The organism is Streptomyces sp. NPDC014894 (assembly GCF_043080985.1).
GTDB lineage: Bacteria > Actinomycetota > Actinomycetes > Streptomycetales > Streptomycetaceae > Streptomyces.
The window spans coordinates 122,754-140,799 of sequence record NZ_JBIBWD010000005.1; the positions used below are offsets into that span (position 1 = coordinate 122,754).

13 protein-coding genes are annotated in these 18,046 nt (G+C 73.7%); 5 read left to right on the forward strand and 8 right to left on the reverse strand.

Features of this window, described 5'->3' with window-relative positions; all coding sequences use genetic code 11:
• The first annotated feature begins 652 nt into the window (after window positions 1–652).
• Together ACF089_RS14215 and ACF089_RS14220 are read left to right on the forward strand one after the other, a co-directional pair.
• Window positions 653–865, forward strand: coding sequence for a hypothetical protein (locus ACF089_RS14215; protein WP_392025916.1), 213 nt, complete (start codon window positions 653–655; stop codon window positions 863–865).
• A 457-nt stretch (window positions 866–1,322) separates the two neighbouring features.
• Window positions 1,323–1,913, forward strand: coding sequence for a hypothetical protein (locus ACF089_RS14220; protein ID WP_392025917.1), 591 nt, complete (start codon window positions 1,323–1,325; stop codon window positions 1,911–1,913).
• 291 nt (window positions 1,914–2,204) lie between these two features.
• On the opposite strand, the gene ACF089_RS14225 is transcribed toward ACF089_RS14220, so the two are convergent.
• From ACF089_RS14225 to ACF089_RS14240, 4 genes are all read right to left on the reverse strand, one after another.
• Entirely contained in the window at window positions 2,205–2,759 is a 555-nt protein-coding gene (locus ACF089_RS14225; RefSeq protein WP_392025919.1) for a GntR family transcriptional regulator, read from the reverse strand.
• 497 nt (window positions 2,760–3,256) lie between these two features.
• Window positions 3,257–6,400: an alpha-N-acetylglucosaminidase TIM-barrel domain-containing protein gene (locus ACF089_RS14230; RefSeq protein ID WP_392026444.1), complete on the reverse strand. Its 3,144-nt coding sequence runs from the start codon at window positions 6,398–6,400 to the stop codon at window positions 3,257–3,259.
• A gap of 246 nt (window positions 6,401–6,646) precedes the next feature.
• Window positions 6,647–7,294 (reverse strand): LuxR C-terminal-related transcriptional regulator, encoded by a 648-nt coding sequence (locus ACF089_RS14235; protein WP_392025920.1) that lies wholly within the window; start codon window positions 7,292–7,294, stop codon window positions 6,647–6,649.
• A complete protein-coding gene (locus ACF089_RS14240; protein WP_392025922.1) occupies window positions 7,279–8,601 on the reverse strand; it encodes a histidine kinase in 1,323 nt (440 codons plus the stop codon). The genes ACF089_RS14235 and ACF089_RS14240 overlap by 16 nt, the downstream gene beginning before the upstream one ends.
• 228 nt (window positions 8,602–8,829) lie before the next feature.
• Between ACF089_RS14240 and ACF089_RS14245 the strand changes: the two genes are divergently transcribed.
• A complete protein-coding gene (locus ACF089_RS14245; protein ID WP_392025923.1) occupies window positions 8,830–11,016 on the forward strand; it encodes an MMPL family transporter in 2,187 nt (728 codons plus the stop codon).
• A 69-nt stretch (window positions 11,017–11,085) separates the two neighbouring features.
• Here ACF089_RS14245 and ACF089_RS14250 read toward each other — a convergent pair whose 3' ends face one another.
• On the reverse strand, window positions 11,086–12,099 hold the full coding sequence (locus ACF089_RS14250) for an NAD-dependent epimerase/dehydratase family protein (protein ID WP_392025924.1): 1,014 nt from the start codon (window positions 12,097–12,099) through the stop codon (window positions 11,086–11,088).
• A gap of 651 nt (window positions 12,100–12,750) precedes the next feature.
• Between ACF089_RS14250 and ACF089_RS14255 the strand changes: the two genes are divergently transcribed.
• Window positions 12,751–13,368, forward strand: coding sequence for a hypothetical protein (locus tag ACF089_RS14255; protein WP_392025926.1), 618 nt, complete (start codon window positions 12,751–12,753; stop codon window positions 13,366–13,368).
• A gap of 46 nt (window positions 13,369–13,414) precedes the next feature.
• The gene (locus tag ACF089_RS14260) at window positions 13,415–14,878 is read left to right on the forward strand and encodes a PepSY-associated TM helix domain-containing protein (protein WP_392025928.1); all 1,464 of its coding nucleotides are present in this window, start codon (window positions 13,415–13,417) and stop codon (window positions 14,876–14,878) included.
• A gap of 40 nt (window positions 14,879–14,918) precedes the next feature.
• On the opposite strand, the gene ACF089_RS14265 is transcribed toward ACF089_RS14260, so the two are convergent.
• The 3 genes from ACF089_RS14265 to glnII form a co-directional block, all read right to left on the reverse strand.
• Window positions 14,919–15,545, reverse strand: a complete 627-nt coding sequence (locus ACF089_RS14265) for a winged helix-turn-helix domain-containing protein (protein WP_392025930.1) — start codon at window positions 15,543–15,545, stop codon at window positions 14,919–14,921.
• 346 nt (window positions 15,546–15,891) lie between these two features.
• Window positions 15,892–16,833, reverse strand: a complete 942-nt coding sequence (locus ACF089_RS14270) for a DUF6891 domain-containing protein (protein ID WP_392025931.1) — start codon at window positions 16,831–16,833, stop codon at window positions 15,892–15,894.
• Window positions 16,834–16,976: 143 nt separating this feature from the next.
• On the reverse strand, window positions 16,977–18,005 hold the full coding sequence (gene glnII, locus ACF089_RS14275; protein ID WP_392025933.1) for a glutamine synthetase: 1,029 nt from the start codon (window positions 18,003–18,005) through the stop codon (window positions 16,977–16,979).
• Window positions 18,006–18,046 lie beyond the last annotated feature (41 nt).

The following is an 18,046-nucleotide window of genomic DNA, read 5'->3' on the forward strand; positions in this document are numbered from 1 at the left end:
GCCACCGTGGCAGACGTCGAGGTGGGCGCGGCGGTCTATGACCGCGACTCCGACCGACCGGCGGTGGCCCATGCGATACACGGCGACATGGTCACGGTCATACGCCCTGCGGGGAACACATGGGAGCGCCGCTTCTGGCGTCTCCGTCCGGCGACCAGTGCCGAGCGTCGGCAGCTCGCGGCGCTGGCACGGTTCCAACGGCTACGGCGCAAGGGAATGCGGACGTAGCTCACCAGCCCCGCTTCGCCCACGGCGGCATCCCCCGGTGCTGCGAAGAATCGCGCGGAGCGGCCCTCGGACCCGGGTGGGGGCACTCGGGTCCGAGGACGGGGGGCAGCGCTGATCGTCGCTGCCCCGGGCCCCGGTCGTCTTGGTTCCCCGTTCGGCGACCGGGGCCACCCCGCCCCTACTGACTCCGCTCCTGCCGGTGACTTGGAGATCAGCCTCCCCCGGCAGGGGCGGGCACCGCCCCGTTCGGCTGCCACCCCACGGCGGGGACGGTCGGCAGCCGGACGGGCCCCACAGCTTCCGTCCTCGGCGAGGACCCCGCACCGGACTCCCGGGGCAGCCACCGAGCACGGACCGCCCCGGACTGACGGCAGGGGCACCCCGGGACCCGACCGGGCCCGGACACATCGAGAGAGAGCGCCACATGCTCAAGCGCAAGTCCCCCACTGTCACCGCTGTACGCGCCGAGGCGACCCGAGTCGCACGCGGAGAGTCGACCATCCCCGAGGACAACCAGTCCGCTGCGGAACGCCGAGCCATGAGGCGCGAGGCGAGCAACGACGAGCGGCGGCAGCACGCCCAGGAGCGCGTGCAGATGCGGCAGAACGGCCCGGGAGCCCCGGACCGGCAGCGGTGACAGAGGCCACCCACCCCAGCCACTACACCCATGTGGAAGCACGGCAGCGTGCCCAGGAAGACATGCCCGAGGTCATAGACCGGTACTTCCACGGAGATGAGGCGCTGACGTCTCTCGCGGAGCAGTACGGAGTGTCCGCGGCATGGCTCCGGCGCAGATTCGTGGAGCAGCGCGTACCGCTGCGGACCCGTGCTCAAGTCCGGGCCGCGTACCTCCGACGGCAGGAAGCCCAGAAAGCGCACGCCGGTGTGACGGAAACCGGGACACCCGAGCCGACGGGGCCGGCTGTGCCCGAAGACGGCGACGGCCAGGGCGACGTCTCGACCTTCCGCCGAAAGGCCCCGCCGGAACGCCTCTCGGCGTAGGGCCCCACACAAACCCCCGTCCGGCTGACGTCATGGGCAGCGCGTCAGCCGGACGGGCCCCGCAAGGCACCAAACCACGAGGAGAGTGGCAAGTGACCGCAACCCTTGACCGTCCCGCCCCTGAAACGGTGGCGGTGCGCGCACGCGAGATCCACACGGCCCTGATGGGCGACCCGGAGATCGGGCGTCTCGAACGGGCCGTGAGCCAGTATTCGTCAGATTGGGACGACTTCTACGGGTACCCGATCATCGTCGACTACGACGCCGTAGCCGACGCGCCGGGACTGTTCGTTGAGGCAGTCCGAGCCATGGCCATCAAGTCGGCGGTGTGGGACCTCACCGGGGGCGACGAGCGGGCATCGGAACTGCCCCTCGCCGTGCCGGTGGACACCATGACACACGCCATGATGGCGCAATTCTCGCTCCTGACGCGCATGATGCAGCGTCACGGAATCCAGTTCGTGCACATGACGGACATGGAACACGGCAATGCCGCGTGGGACCACGGCGACTACACCCATCAGGTGTACCGCTCGACGTTCGGCCCCGTGCACCCCCGGTACTGGATCGGGGCCGCCGAGACCGAACGGCGTCGGAGTGTGCTCGATCAGGTCTACGCCGGAATCGGTGTCAGCGAGCGCGGGAAGAAGGTCGCCATCCCGCTAGGCGTGCCCACCAGCTAGGCCTCGTGGTCGGCACGGACGGCACCGGGTCCACCGGGAGCGGGGGCGGGGCGAACCGATCAGGCTCAAGCCCGATCTTGTCCGGGTGCACGCACACCGGGGTTCCGTCCAGCGCGTACCGGTACCCGTCTTTCGGATCGAACGGGGCCGCTCTGGTCGGCCGGTCATAGACCATGAATTCCGACCGGGGCAGTCTCTTCCCGGGGCAGATGCCGCACGCCCGGTGGTCAAGATCGTCCGCGCTGACGAAAGGTGCGTCCACAGACCGGAGCCTAGACCTGTCGGGCAGGCTCAGGGCCCCGTTCCGTCCCCTCTCGGCCCCAACCGGGGGAACGGTCGGAACGGGGTGTACCGCCCCCTCGGTCGCCCCGCACACGGGCGGTGAGTAGGGGATGAGAGGGACAGCGCGGCGCGCGACGCGCGAACCCTCGGGCCGGCCCCGTCCGTCAATGTCGCCGACCATGACGGGCGGGGCTCCGTGGCCGCTACGCGTCGCCCTGGTAGTCGCACTCGGCGAGCCGTCATCGGTGCCACTTTGTGAGTCGCGCAAAGCTCGATTTCCGAAGGGATGCGATCACCCGGCCCGTACGTCCCCGCCTCAATCGCTGCGATCAGCGCATCCCGCACCCGCATGTACGGGGCGCGTCGCGTGCGGGGCACGCCACCCCCACCGCCGCCAACCCCTGGTCCCGCCCATGGACGGGACCGAGCGCCGTAGAGGCGCGGGAGATCTTCCGCGCCGCAGAGACGGCAACGCTCACACCGGAATGCCGGGAACGGTTCTTCGCGACCGCATGGGCGGAACGCGGCTACGACTATCCACACGCCGCCACGTCGGGCGTACATCAGGTCCGTGAGGGGGCAGGCGCATGACCGGCGACGAGATGGGTCGGATGCCGCGCCGTGAGCCCCGGAAGGCGTTCAGCGCCGTATGCGTGTACTGCGACGGGACACCCTCGCCCCAGTCATGGTCGGCTCCGTCGAGCGCGCGAGCGGTTCCCCGTGGACCCGCTACGCCTGCCCCGAGCTCGGTACTGCACGGCGCGGGCCCGAGCCCAGACGACGTGATCTAGCCCCGCAGACACCAACAAGCCCCTTCATAGGGCGCGGGTTCGTCCTCAATCGCCGGACGGGCTGGGTTTGTCCTCTCGGGGCGGGGTGCGGGCGGGGGCTCTGTATTTCAGCCTCGCCGGCGTTTGAGGCGCGGGGGGCGGGGCGGAGCCCCGGTGGTGCGCTCGGGTGGGTTCCCCGGGGTCCTGGCCCCGCCTGGTTTGCCGCTCCTGGGGTGCGGGTCCGTCCTCAATCGCCGGACGGGCTGGGGTGTCTGGAGGGACTGGGGCGCGTCAAGCGCCGGACGGGCTGGGGTTGTCCTCTCGGCGCGGGGGGCGCAGCTCCCAGGCGCTGAACCGCACCGTCCCCCTCACCCCACTCCCCCCATTCGTCGCCGTCATGAACAACCCCGCATCCTGCACCGCCCCCGCCCCCGGCACCCCCACCGTCCCCACCGGCCGCCAGTTCGCGCCCCCGTCCACCGAGAACGCCCCGGTGAACGACGTCCCCGCCTCCCGGGTCAGCCGCAGCAGCACCGGGGCCCGCACCCCCGTCACCCGCCGGTACACGTCCAGCGTCCCGTCGCCGTTCGAGTCGTACGAGAGGGCCACCCCCTGCCCCGGGGTCACCGCCAGATTCACGAACCCCGCGCCGCCTTGCGCCGACAGATCGTCGCGGACGGCGATCCCCGCCCGGGCCCAGGACGCCGTGTTCTCCTGGGCGTCGACGCGGAGGAGCACGCTCGTGCCCGGAGTCAGCGCGCCCCGGCGGTACACCGTGCCGAAGTGCGCCGTCCCGCGCCACAGGTCGCTGCCCCCGCCGTTGATCGCGAACAACTCCCCGAGCTGCCCGAAGACCGCCGCGTTGCTGGTGAAGGTCAGCCATCCGGCGGCCGGCGGCGCGGCCACGTGCAGCGCGCCGCGCTGGACCACCGCGACCCGGTCCTCGTCCAGCGGCCCGTACCGCACCCGCAGCTCGTACGGCAGCGCCCGCAGCGGCTCAGCCAGCGGATCGGACGGCGCGGTCACCCGCCAGGCCACCGAGCCCGAGCCGCCCGCGGGCACCCCCGGCAGCGAGGTCGGACCCTCGGGGACGGGGGCCAGTTCGCCGCCGGTGAGACCGAGATCGATCCGGCCCGTCGCCCGCAGCCCGCTCAGATTGCGGAAGGTCGCCGTCACCGTCCCCGAACTGCCCGGCCGGAAGGCCGGCGGATCCACCGTGACCGTCGTGTGCCCCTGGTACGGCGCGGTCGCCAGCTCCCGGAACACCCGGCTCGCCACCCGGTGCGCGTCGCCCGTCGGCCGCAGCGGATACGCCCGCCGGTCCAGCGTCCACGCCTCCTCGTCCGGGTACCAGTCGAAGGACTTCGGCGCGCGGTCCTCGGCGAGCGCGGCCGCGACCTCGGTGAGGAACGCCTCCCACTGCGGCACATGGACATCGTTGATCAGACCGTGCCAGTCCCGGTTGGCGTAGTTGCTCAAGTGCCCGGCCACCGTGCGATCGCCCCAGGTCGTCACCAGCACCCGCGCGGTGCGCTCCAGCTCCACGGCCTCTGCGGGGCTGGTCGCCAGCCGTTTGGCGTCCTGGAGCCACGGCCCCAGCAGAAACGCCCGGTGGCACCCGGCGGCCGTGTCGGCCAGCCGCATGAGCCTCAGCCAGAGCGCGGCCACGCCCCGGAAGGTCTCCACGTCCTTCGCCGTGTACGCGGCCCGCAGCGCCAGCTGGAGCGTGCGCGAACGATTCGCCAGCGCCTGCCGGGTCAGATCGGTCAGATCGTGCCGGTACGCGTCCGAGTCGCGCAGCGACGACCGCACCCTCAGCAGCGCCGCGAACGCCCGGTCGAACCCCGCCGGGTCGAACGCCGTCCCGATCCCGGACGTCAGATTCGGCCTGCGCAGAAAGAGCGAGTCGTGCGGCCTGCCGTCCGTGCTGGTCAGCTTGTACGCGGTCGCGGCCAGCGCGGCGAAGGCCTCCCGGGCCGCCGGGTCCTCGCCCCCGTAGCGCACCGTCGCGTACTCGGCGAACCAGGCGTCCCGGTCGATCCGCTCCTCGCGCCAGGCCAGTTCGCTGAACAGCTCCAGCGCCGCCGGGTCCCGCTCGGCCGCCTCCGGCATGTACGCGGTGCCCGCCAGCGCGCTGCCCGGCTTGTCGCGCCAGACGGTGAACCGCTCCGTCCAGCGGTCGGTGTTCGCGCCGATCGTGGTGCGCCCGCCGAAGTTGGGGATGGTGCCGAAGGCGTACGGCGTCCCGCCCCACTCCTTCTCCCGGTCGGTGACCGTGTCCAGGTCGGAGAGCCCGTCCACGATCAGCATCCGGTCGGTGTCGACGGCGTCCAGCAGCGCCGGGCGCGGATTGGACTGCCAGCCCAGGATCACCCAGATCGCGTCGGGCACGGCGGTGCGCAGCGCGGTCTCGACCGCCCGCGCCGCGGCGGGCACCGGGACGTCCCCGGCGCTGCCGCCCTCGTGGAGGAGGTCCATCTTGAAGAGGTCCGCCGCGCCGAAGAGTTCCCGCTGGCGCCGGTAGAAGGCCGCCGCGACCTCGGCGAAGACGGGGGTGCGCGGATCGAGCCAGTCGGGCCGGGGCAGCCCGTTCCAGGAGCCCTGCGGTACGGTCCGCGCCCCCGGGTTGCGGTCCGCGAAGCCGTCCGGGACGGTGCCGAAATAGCCCGGCAGCACCGGGCGCATCCCCAGCTCCCGCAGCCGCTCGGCGATCCGCCGCCCCAGCTCGGTGCGGGCCGCCAGCAGCGCGGGGGAGAGCGGTCCGCCGTACTCGCTCATGTTCTGGAGCAGCCACCACGGCTGGTGCGAGGGCGCGGGCAGCCAGGTGCGGGACTCCTCGTCCGTGTAGCCGAAGTCCATCAGCAGCCGGTGGTAGACCGCCTCCTGCCCGGGCGTCACCAGCACCTCGTTGCAGCCGTGCAGCGCGAGCACGTCGAGCAGCCGCTCCCAGCGCGGCCAGTCGGCGTACGGGGCGGTGTAGCCGTCGTGGGTGTCGTTGTACGCGAACCGGTGCGGCACGGTCGCCGACCGCTCCAGCGCCCGGAGCGGGGCGGGCAGCCTCGCCGGGAGGTCCAGCCGGGAGCCCGACCAGGAGATGTGGGACCGACAGGTGTACTTGAGATACCAGTGCAGACCGGTCAGCTGGACGGCCGGGGAGGTGCCCGCGACCTCGATCCGGCCGGTGGACCCGGTGACCGAGAAGCGCTCGGGCCCGGTCAGCTCCCGCAGCTCGATCTGCCCCTCGTGACGCGGCAGCAGCCGCCGCAGGGCGGCCCGGGCCGGGGTCACGTCCAGGGCGGCGGCCCCGGCCGCCGGTTCCGTACGGGGTCCGTGCGGCGGGCCGGCCGCGGCGGCCGGGGCCGGCGGGGCGAGGGCCGCGCCCACGCCGATCGCCCCCGCGGTGCCCAGAACCCTGCGTCTCGACAGCTCGAACATCAGCGCCTCCGTGTTACCCACGTCACACCCGGTGCGTGCGTGGCGCAGGCTACCGGGCGTTCGCCCTCCGGGAACGGGGGTGCGGGGGCACGATGGCCGGATGCGGACCGGCGCGCGCACGGGCGCGCGGCGTACGGCCCGCGCGGGCACGGGAGTTGTCACGCCGGCGCTCGTCGCCGCGTGTTCCTCCGGCGGCGACGGCGATCGGCGTGGCGACCCCGGCCGCCGTCGCGACCGGCCGTCCGCTCAGCCCCGGTCCAGAAAGGCCAGCACCGCCAGCACCCGGCGATTGTCGTCGTCCGACACCGGCAGCCCCAGCTTGGCGAAGATGTTGGAGGTGTGCTTGGCCACCGCCCGCTCGGTCACCGTCATCCGCTCGGCTATCGCCGCGTTGGAGCGGCCCTGCGCCATCAGCTCGATGACCTCCAGCTCACGCGGGGTCAGCCCGCCCATCGGCTCGTCCCGCGCGCGCCGGGAGAGCAGCTGCGAGATCACCTGCGGATCCATCGCCGTGCCGCCGCGGGCCACCTGCCGTACGGCGTCGATGAACTGGTCCGCGTCGAAGACCCGGTCCTTGAGCAGATAGCCGACCCCGCCCGCGCCGTCCGCGAGCAGCTCACGCGCGTACAGCTGCTCCACATGCTGGGAGAGGACCAGCACCGGCAGCCCCGGCCTCGCCCGGCGGGCCGCCAGGGCGCACTGGAGGCCCTCGTCCGTGTGGGACGGCGGGAGCCGGACGTCCACGACGGCGACGTCCGGCTCCAGCTCGGCGAGGGCCCGGGTGAGTTCGGGCCCGCTCTCCACGGCGGCGAGGATCTCGAAGTCGTACGCCTCCAGCATCCGCACCAGACCGTCGCGCAGCAGGAACAGGTCTTCGGCTAGAACAACGCGCACGGGATCTCCATGGTGACCATGGTGGGGCCGCCCGCGGGCGAGCTGACGGCCAGGACGCCGTCGAATGTACCGAGCCGGCGCTCGATGCCCGGCAGCCCGGTTCCGGAGCCCCTCGCTCCCGCCCCGGCGCCCGTTCGCCCGGGGGAGCCGTCCGGCCGTCCGACGGCCGCGCCGCCCCGGCCGTCGTCGGCGACCGCGATCCGCAGCGAGCCGTCCCGGTACGAGATGTCCACCCAGATCCGGTCCGCGCCCGCGTGCTTCACGGCGTTCGCGAGCGTCTCGCTGACCGCGAAGTACGCGGCCGACTCCACCGGCGCGTCCGCGCGGCCGGGCAGCTCCACCTCCACCTCGGTGCGCACCGGCAGCCGCAGCGCCAGCGCCCTGACCGCGTCCCCGAGCCCGCGTTCGGCCAGCACCGGCGGATGGATGCCCCGGACCAGGTCGCGCAGTTCGGTCAGCGCCTCGGCGGACGACTCCCGGGCCATGGCGATCATCTCCCTGGCCCGCGCTGGGTCCTTCTCGATCAGCGCCTCCACGGCCCCCAGGTTCATGCCCACCGCCACCAGCCGGGCCTGTGCCCCGTCGTGGAGATCCCGCTCGATCCGGCGCAGCTCGGCGGCCGAGGTGTCCAGCGCGTCGTGCCGGGTCTCGGTGAGCCGGCCGATGCGCCGCTCCAGCTCGTCCGCGCGATCGGGCCGGAGCGCCGCGCCCGTCAGCCGGAAGTGCGCGTCGACCAGCGCGGGGTTGACCCGGAGCGCGAGCGCGAGCAGCGCGAGCCCCAGCAGAGCGGCGAGCGCTCCCGTACCCCAGCCCTCGACGGGGACGAAGGCGTACCAGTAGGGGCCGTTCTCGGCGGCGACGATCGGGATCCACAGCCCGGCGGCGAGCAGCAGGCCGAAGAGGCCGTGCGCGATCAGCCCGGGGGCGAGGAGCGCGACGACCGCCCCCGCGGTCATGTCCGCCGGCAGCCACCGCAGATCGCGCCAGGTCGCCGGGTCCCTCAGCATCAGGGAGCAGCGCTCGACCCGCCCGGTGACGCCGGTGCGCGCGTCGCGGGGGAGGGGCCGGTGCCCGGCGGGGATCCGGCGGTTCGACCACTGGGCCGCCAGCAGCCGGCGCCGCCCGGCGTGCGCCCGGACCAGATCCAGCACGGCGGGGGTGGTGAGGACGCCCGCCCCGATCGGTATCAGCGCGATGGAGACCACCGCCAGGACGAAGAGCGTGATCGACCCGATCAGCGCCAGCAGCGCCAGGACCAGCCCTCTGCCGGCGGCTGCCACCGCCTTCCGTACCGGTGCCGCGTTCATACGTCCCCCTCGGTGCGTGCGTATCGGCCATCAGTCTGTCCCGGCCGGCCCTTAGGGGCACTGGGCCGGGCCACCGATTCGGGGGTGTATCCAGCACCACCCCGCGTACGGGTCCCGGGGCTCCCGGCGCGGGGGGCCCGGCGGCTGGGACCGGGCCCCGCCGCTTCCTAGCGTCGTCATCGCACCATCCGGCGAACCACGTGGCACGAACCTGGGGGCGAGACGACCATGAGGAACAACCTCGCGGCGAGAATCGGTGTGTGGAGCGCACACCACCGGAGAACGGCGGTCATCGGCTGGCTGCTGTTCGTCGCGCTGGCCGCCGGCCTGGGCGGCGCGGCGGGCACGGTGGAGATGACCGACGCCGAGCAGGGCACGGGCGATTCGGCCAGGGCCCAGAGAATCCTGGACGACGCCGGGCTCGACCGCCCGGCGGGCGAACTCGTCCTCCTCGTCAGCGAACGGCCCGGCGGCTGGCGGACGGCGGCCCGTGAGCTGACCCGGGCGGTCGAGGCGACCGGCGCGGTGCGGAAGGCCCCGCCGCCGGTCGCCGCCCCGGGCGGCCGGGAGGCGCTGATCAGCCTGGAGATGAAGGGCGATCCGGCGGACGCCGCCGACCGGGTGGGGCCGGTGCTGGACGCCGTGAAGGCGGTGGACGAGCGGTACGACGGGGTCGAGACCCACCAGTTCGGGGACGCGGTCTCCGAGAAGTGGCTCGGCGAGCTGCTCGCCGACGACTTCGTGAAGGCCGAACTGATCGCCGTACCGCTGGCGCTGGGCATTCTCCTGGTCGCCTTCGGCGCGATCGTCGCCGCCCTGCTGCCGGTGGCCCTCGCGCTCACCGCCTGTCTCGCGGCCTTCGGGCTGCTGTCGCTCGCCAGCCATCAGCTGCCGCTCTTCCAGACGACGTACTCGGTGATGTTCCTGATGGGGCTGGCCGTCGGCGTCGACTACTGCCTCTTCTATCTGCGCCGGGAGCGCGACGAACGGGCCGCCGGTCGCGACGCCGGGACGGCGCTGCGGATCGCCGCCGCGACCAGCGGACGGGCCGTCCTCGTCTCCGGGGCCACCGTGAGCGCCGCCATGGCGGGGATGTTCCTCTCCGGGCTGACGCTCTTCGAGGGCTTCGCGCTCGCCACCGTGCTGGTCGTCCTGATCGCGATGCTCGGCTCGGTGACCGTGCTGCCCGCGCTGCTGGCCTGGCTCGGCGACCGGATCGACGCCGGCCGGCTGCCGTTCCCCGGCCGGAGCCGCGGCGGCCGTCGGCGCGGCGGGCGGGAGAGCGGGGCGTTCGCGGGGGCGGTGCTCCGGCCCGTACTGGCCCGGCCCGCGCTGTCCGCCGCGGCCGGGGCCGCCGCCCTGCTCGCGCTCGCCGCGCCCGCCCTCGGGATGCGGACCGAACAGCTCGGCTGGGAGAAGCAGTTCGGCTCCGACACCGCGCTCTCGGTCGCGCACGAGAAGATCACCGAGGCGTTCCCCGGCGGCCCCGAACCGGCCCATGTGGTCGTCAGGGCCGACGACATCGGCTCCGCGCCGCTGCGGAAGGCGCTCGCCGCCTTCGACCGGGTCACCGTCCACCGCGCGGCGGACATCGCCGAGATCGAGGTCCCGCTCGCCGGCGACGGCTCCGGCGAACGCTCCAAGGACGCGCTGGCCGCCCTGCGCGAGAAGACCCTGCCCGCCGCCTTCGACGGCACCGGGGCCGAGGTGTACGTCTCCGGGGCGCTCGCCGAGTCCGTCGACTTCAACGCGCAGCTGAAACGGGGCATCGTCCCGGTCCTCGCCTTCATCACGGCGGTGACCTTCCTGCTGATGCTGTTCTGCTTCCGGTCCTATGTGATCGCCCTGACGTCCATCGCGCTCAATCTGCTCTCCGTCGCCGCCGCCTACGGAGTGATCGTCGCCGTCTTCCAGCACGGCTGGGGGGCCTCGCCGCTGGGCACGGAGGCCGTCGGCGCGGTCCAGAGCTGGATCCCGCTCTTCGTCCTCGTGGTGCTGTTCGGGCTCTCGACCGACTACCACGTCTTCGTGGTCTCCCGGATCCGCGAGGCGTACGACCGGGGCGCGGACACCCGGAGCGCCATCGGCGAGGGAGTGCGCCGCACGGCCGGCGCGGTGACCGGCGCGGCGGCGATCATGGTCGCGGTCTTCGCGGTGTTCGGCGCGCTCTCCATGCAGGACATGAAGCAGATGGGCGTCGGGCTGGCGGTGGCGGTGCTGCTGGACGCGACGGTGGTGCGGATGGTGCTGCTGCCGTCGGTGATGGCGCTGCTGGGCGAGCGGAACTGGCGTACGCCCAGGGCCCTTCGCCGGCTGCCGACCCTCGCCCACGGGGAGCCGGAGCCGGGCCCGAGCGCTCCGGCGGACGGGGTCCCGGAGCCCGGCCCCGTCGCTCCCGCGAAGGCGCGGGGCTGAGCGGGACCCCGCGCCGGACGGGCCCGCGCCCGACGGGCCCGCGCCCGTCCGGCGCGGGCCCGCCCGGATTCAGCGCCCGGTCCTCGTCCCCGTGCCCAGCACCTTCGCCTCCAGCTCCGGGGCGAGTCCCGCCGTCGCCCGCACATGCCGGGGCAGCCCCGAGACATCGGCGCTCCGCAGCCACGCCCAGGTGTCGGCGACCGTCTCCTCGACGGGCCGGCACCGCAGCCCGGCCGCCAGCGCCTTGGCGACGCTCAGCCGGTAGACCGAATTGTGCAGATCGGCCGCCTCCGCGGCGGGCACCCACACCGGGAGCTGCGACCAGGGCTCTATGCCCGCCTCGAGAATCACCCGCGGCTCCGTCCAGCGCAGCTCCGCGTCCGATCCCGTGGCCCGGACACAGGCCGTCAGCAGCGCCTCCATCGTCGTATGGCCCTGCTCGCTCGCCATGTTGTACGGCCCGGCGAGCCCGGCCTCGGCGGCGGAGAGGGTCCACTCGGCGAGATCGCGGATGTCGATGTACTGGAGCGGATTGTCCCGGGGGCCCGGCGCGAGCACCGGACCGCCGCGCGCGATCCGCCGCAGCCACCACGGCAACCGGTCGATGTTCTCCCACGGCCCCAGCAGCAGCCCCGCCCGCACCAGCAGCGACCGCTCCTCGCCGAACGCCGCCACCGCCGCCAGCTCACCGCCGCGCTTCGACTCCGCGTACGGCACGTCCTCCGCGTCCGGCGAACCGTCCACCAGCGGGGCCGTCTCGTCGAACCCGACCGCGGCGGGCCACGCGTAGACCGAACAGCTCGACACATACACATACCGCCCGGCCCGGTCCGCCAGCAGCCGCGCCGCGTCCCGCACCCCCCGCGGAGCCGACGCCCACGTGTCCACCACCACATCCCACTCGCCGCCCCGCAGCGCCTCCAGCCCCTCCCCCCGCGTCCGATCCCCCACCAGCGCCCGCGTCCCCCTCGGCCCCTCCCGCCGCCCCCGGTTGAACAGCGTCACCTCCCACCCCCGCGCCAATCCCGCCTCGGCCACGGCCCGCCCCGCGAACTCCGTACCACCCAACACCAGAAGTCTCATACCGCCGACTCTGCCCCACCCTCCCCACCCCCACCACCTTTTTTGCTGTCGGCCAACCCATCGCCTGTACGCCGGCCCTCCGGGTACGCCAACCCTCCCGGTATTTCCGCCGCTTCGGGTATTTCAGTCTCTCCGGCGTTTGAGGAGCGGGGTTCGGGGCGGAGCCCCGGTGTCGGCCTGGGGCTGACGGTGTGCGGGTCCGTCCTCAATCGCCGGACGGGCTGGGTGTGCGTGGTTCGGGTGGTTGTTGGGCCCGTGTCCGGGTCGGTGCCTGCAATTCAGTCTCTCCGGCGTTTGAGGAGCGGGGTTCGGGGCGGAGCCCCGGTGCCGGCCCGGGGCTGACGGTGTGCGGGTCGGTCCTCAATCGCCGGACGGGCTGGGTGTGCGTGGTTCGGGTGGTTGTTGGGCCCGTGTCCGGGTCGGTGCATGCAATTCAGCCTCTCCGGCGTTTGAGGAGCGGGGTTCGGGGCGGAGCCCCGGTGCCGGCCCGGGGCTGACCGTGCGCGGGTCCGTCCCCAATCGCCGGACGGGCTGGGTGAGGCCGGGGGCTGGCTGAGGCCCCGGGGGCGGGGCGGCGCGCGGAGCGGCGGGGGATTGAGGGGCGGGACCCCCTCCCGCAGCCGGGCCCGGGGATGGCACCATGTCCCCACCATGACAGATGCCCGGTCGCCCCTGCGCGCCCTGCGCGCCGCCCTCTTCGCGGCGATCTGCATCTCCCTGGCCGCGATGGGCCACTCCTTCACCTCCGGCCACGACATCCCCCTCCCCACCCTCCTCCTCGCCCTCCCCCTCACCACCGCCGCCGCCTGGCTCGCCGGAGCCCGCCGCCGAGGCGCCCCCGCCATCGGGCTCGGACTTCTCGCCGCGCAGGGCGCCCTGCACCTCTACTTCGCCCGCGCCCAGCTCCACGGCCCGCCCGCCCCCGCCGGCCACCACGGCGCACCGCTCGCCGCCGACCCGGCCCTCCTCGGCCAGTCCCCGGTCGCGATGGTCGCCGCCCACCTCGTCGCCGCCGCCTTCTGCGCCCTGTGGCTGGCCCGGGGCGAGACCGCCTTCCTTCGGCTCGCCGACGCCGTCGTCGCCCTCGCCTTCACCCCGCTGCGGCTGCTCCTCGCCGTCGTCGCGCCGCCGTCCGCCCCGGTCGTACCGGTACGCGAACGGCCCGCCCACGCCCGCCGCCGCACCCTCCTCCTCGGCCACACCGTGGTCCGCCGTGGCCCGCCCGGGGCCCTCGCACCCCGCGCCACGGCCCCCGGAGCAGCTGTCTGACCTGGGGCCGCTTCCCCATGTCGCACACCAACTCCCCGGGATCATCATGGCCATTGACGCGCCCGCCGAGGGCCGTACCGAGACCGAGCAGGACACCGCCGCCGCCGGCGGCGCCCCCGCCTCCGTCTGGACCGCCCTGCGCCCGCTCGCGCTCCGTATCCACTTCTACGCCGGCCTGCTGGTCGGCCCCCTCCTGCTGATCGCCGCCCTCAGCGGCCTGCTGTACGCCCTGTCCTTCCAGGCCGAGAGGATCGTCTACCGGCAAGAGCTGCGAGTCCCGGTCGGCGACCAAGCCCTCCCCCTCTCCGACCAGGTGAAAGCCGCCCAGGACGCCCGCCCCGACGGCACCGTGACCGCCGTCTGGCCGGGCGCCGAGGACGACGCGAGCACCCGGGTGCTGATGAGCGCGCCCGGCGTCGACGAGGGCAAGTCCCTCGCCGTCTTCGTCGACCCATACACCGCGGAGATACGCGGCGAGCTGCCCTCGTACGGCAGCTCCGGCGCGCTCCCGCTGCGCACCTGGCTGGACGAGCTGCACCGCGATCTGCGGCTGGGCGAATTCGGCCGCTACTACAGCGAGCTGGCCGCCAGCTGGCTCTGGGTCGTCGCGCTCGGCGGCCTGCTGCTGTGGCTCGGCCGCAGACGCCGTGCCAAGCGCGACCTGCTGCTCCCCGAGCGCGGTGCGACGGGCCGCCGCAAGACCCTGTCCTGGCACGGTTCGGTCGGCCTGTGGGCCGTGACCGGGCTGGTGCTGCTCTCCGCGACCGGACTGACCTGGTCCCGGTACGCGGGGGAGAACATCGGCGCGGTGCAGGACCAGCTCGGCGGGGCCACCCCCGTCGTCGCCGCGGCCATCGAGGGCGGCTCCGGCGGAGGCGGCGGTCATGAGGGCCACGAGGGCCACGGCGGCGGGGGCGGGGCGGCGCACCGGGGCGCGGACGTCGGCATCGACCATGCGCTGAAGTCGGCCCGTACGGCCGGCGTCCGCGGCGACCGGCTGGCGATCACCCTGCCCACCGAGGGCACCGGCTATGTGATCAAGGAGACGGACACCACCTACCCGGTGCATCTCGACTCGGTCGCCGTCGACCCGGCGAGCGGTGTCGTCATCGACCGCCTCCAGTTCGACGACTATCCGCTCCTCGCCAAACTGACCCGCTACGGCATCGACGCGCACATGGGCGTCTTCCTCGGCCTGGCCAACCAGCTCGCGCTGGCCGCCCTCGCGCTCTCCCTCATCCTGCTGATCGTGTGGGGCTACCGGATGTGGTGGCTGCGCAGGCCCACCAAGGCGCGGACCTTCTCCGGCGGCCGTCCGATCCCGCGCGGGGCCTGGCGCAGAATCCCGGCGACCGCCCTGCTCCCGCTCACCGCGGCCACCGTGTTCATCGGCTGGTTCATCCCGCTGCTGGGCGTCAGCCTGCTGGTGTTCCTGGCCTTCGACCTGGCCCTCGGCGCGCTCGCCCGGCTCCGGGCCCGCGGCCAGGCCCCCGACCGGGGCCAGGCGTGAGGTGCGGCCCGGTCCCGCCGACGCGGGACCGGGCCGTCGCTCACGGCGTGTACTTGTAGCCGACCCGCCGCACGGTCTGGATCGTGTGGCGGTGCTCGGCGCCCAGCTTGCGGCGCAGCCGCGCCACATGGACGTCGACGGTGCGCCCGTCGCCCACGTGTCCGTACCCCCACACCGTCGTCACCAGCTGGTCCCGGGTGTGCACCCGGTGCGGATGCGCCACCAGATGGGCCAGCAGCTCGAATTCGAGATAGGTCAGATCGAGCGGGCTGCCGTCGACCACCGCGACCCGCTCCACCATGTCGATCCGCACCGGCCCGGTGGCCTCGTCCGCGGTGACGGGCGCGGGCTGCGGCACGAGCGCGGCCGGGGCGGGGTGCTGATCGGCGGGTACGAGGACGAGATAGCCGACCATCGGCGGCCGGCCGGGCAGCCCGGGCACGCTGTGCTGGGGCACGGGCAGCCAGGTGGCCCCCGGCGGCAGGAACTCCGCCACGTCGACCAGGCTGCCCTGCGGCACCACCTCGTCGCGGTCTATGGCCCGCAGCCGGTGGCGGGCGGGGTTGAGCGCGCCCGCGTGCGCGGCGGCGGTCGCGGCGTGCGCCGCGGCCGCGGCGCCGCCGAGGGGGGCGGAGGAAAGGGCGGAGAGGGGGCGGGGGTTCGCCATGAGAGGTCAGCTCTCTTTCGCGCGGAGGAGTCGTCGAGTCGATAGGACGGACGTACGTCGTGCGCGCTGGCCGAAGGCCGGATGAGCGGCTTTAGAGGGCCTGCGCGTTCACCGCGCGGCAACACTCCCGATCGAAGTCGTGGTGCTGCCGGGACGGCCAGAACGGCTCAAGGTCGTGGCGACCTGTCGCGGGACTCTCCATGCTGGCCATGGCCTCATTGAAGCAGATGAACACGGTGCGAACGAGGGTCTCTCTCACGTACCGAGACGCCGATCTCGTCACACCCGCGCCCCGCGCCACCTCCGAACAGGCCCGGAATCCGGGGCCCTTGGGAAACTGCCCCGCTCAGCCCACCAGTCGCTTCCGCCAGTCCAGCGGAACCAGGATCCGCGTCCCCGGATCGCCGTCCCACTCCGTGGACAGTCCCACCGCCGTGAGCGCCTCGGCCACCTCCCGTCCGACCGCCGCCGAGGTCCCGGCGGAGCCGTCGAACCCTCCGTACAGCAGGCTCAGCCCGCCGTCGGCCGCCGACTCCGCGCACTGCTCGTGGAAGAAGACGAACCCCCGCGCGCCGGGCGCCCCGGCGTCCGGTATCTCCGCCAGTCCGCAGCCGCGACAGCAGGCGAAGTGCTCCCGGGCGGTGATCCCGGCCGACTCCAGCGCCGCGAAGGCGCGGGTGATCCGCTCGGGGTCCGTCTCGCCCTCCCACGCCGACTGCTCGGCCACCCGCTCCAGCCACAGCCGGTCCACCAGCCCCCATATCCGCTCGGCCCGCGCGCCCTCGCCCTCCCCGTCCGCCGCCCCCGGCTCCCCGTCCGCCGACGCCGCGCGGAACTCCAGGGCGGCCGCGACCAGCTCCTCCCGGGTGGCGAAGCCCGCGACGAGCTTCTCGCGGATCAGCGCCGTCAGCTCCGCGCCCTCCTGCCCGGCCGGCTCGGGCGCGGGCTCCGGCGCGGGCCCCAGATTCACGGGCGTCCACCACGGGCCCGCGTTCCACCCCTCCTCACGGCGGGCCCAGCCGGCCGCCGCCGCGATCACACCGTCCGCGTCCGTCACCCTCGTCCCCAGCAGCGGCGCGGGTCGCGGCCCCTCGCGGTACTCCAGCGTGTACGGACCGCCCTCGCTGCGCCGGACCTGGAGGAAGACCTCCGGCAGATCCGGTATCCGCTGCGCCACCAGATAGCGGTCCCCATCGCCCCCGATCCGGCGCACCAGATCGTCCAACAGCCCCTGCCGGGGCCTGACATGTCTCTCCCGGCCCTCGGTCATCACCGTGATCTCCAGCATGGGACCACCATGACACCCGCCACTGACAACGCCCCGGAACGGCGACGGGGGCGTACACCGGACCGGCGTACGCCCCCGCCGGGATCCCGGCCGAGCACACAAGGAGGAGGAAGGAGGAGGAAGGAGGAAGAGGCGGAGGGGGATCAGACCTGGCCGGTCTTCTCCAGCGCGGTGCAGCAGGTGTCCACCATCAGCCGGGTCACCACATACGGGTCGACGTTCGCGTTCGGACGGCGGTCCTCCAGATAGCCCTTGCCGTCCTTCTCGACCTGCCACGGGATGCGCACCGACGCGCCCCGGTCGGAGACTCCGTAGCTGTACTCGTTCCACGGCGCGGTCTCGTGCAGACCGGTCAGCCGGTCGTCGATGCCCGCCCCGTAGTTCTTGACGTGGTCCAGCGGCTTGGAGCCCTCGCCGAGCGACTCGCAGGCGGCGACGATCGCCGCGTATCCCTCCGGCCCCTCGCGCATGACCCGGGTGGAGAAGTTGGTGTGCGCGCCCGCGCCGTTCCAGTCGCCCTTGACCGGCTTGGGGTCCAGCGTCGCCGCCACCCCGAAGTCCTCGGCGGTGCGGTAGAGCAGCCAGCGCGCGATCCACAGCTGGTCCGCGACCTCGACCGCCGGGAGCGGGCCGACCTGGAACTCCCACTGTCCGGGCATGACCTCGGCGTTGATGCCGGAGATCCCCAGCCCTGCCTTGAGGCAGTTGTCCAGGTGCGCCTCCACCACGTCCCGGCCGTGGATCTCGTCGACGCCGACGCCGCAGTAGTAGCCGCCCTGCGGCGCGGGGAAGCCGCCGACCGGGAAGCCGAGCGGGCGGTCGCCCTCGAAGAAGGTGTACTCCTGCTCGATGCCGAAGACGGGCTCCTGCGCCGCGAACCGCGCGGCGACCTCGGTCAGCTCCGCCCGGGTGTTGGACTCGTGCGGGGCCAGGTCCGTGTCGAGGACCTCGCACAGCACCAGCAGATCGGCGCCGCCGCGGATCGGGTCCGGGCAGGAGAAGACCGGCCGCAGCACACAGTCGGAAGCGCCGCCCTTGGCCTGGTTGGTGCTGGACCCGTCGAAGCCCCAGAGCGGCAGCTCGGCGCCGTCGGCGAGGATCTTCGTCTTGGAGCGGAGCTTGGCGGTCGGCATGGTGCCGTCGATCCAGATGTACTCAGCCTTGAAGGTCACGGGGTCCGTCCTTTGCGGGTGCAGCGGTATGCGATGCAGCC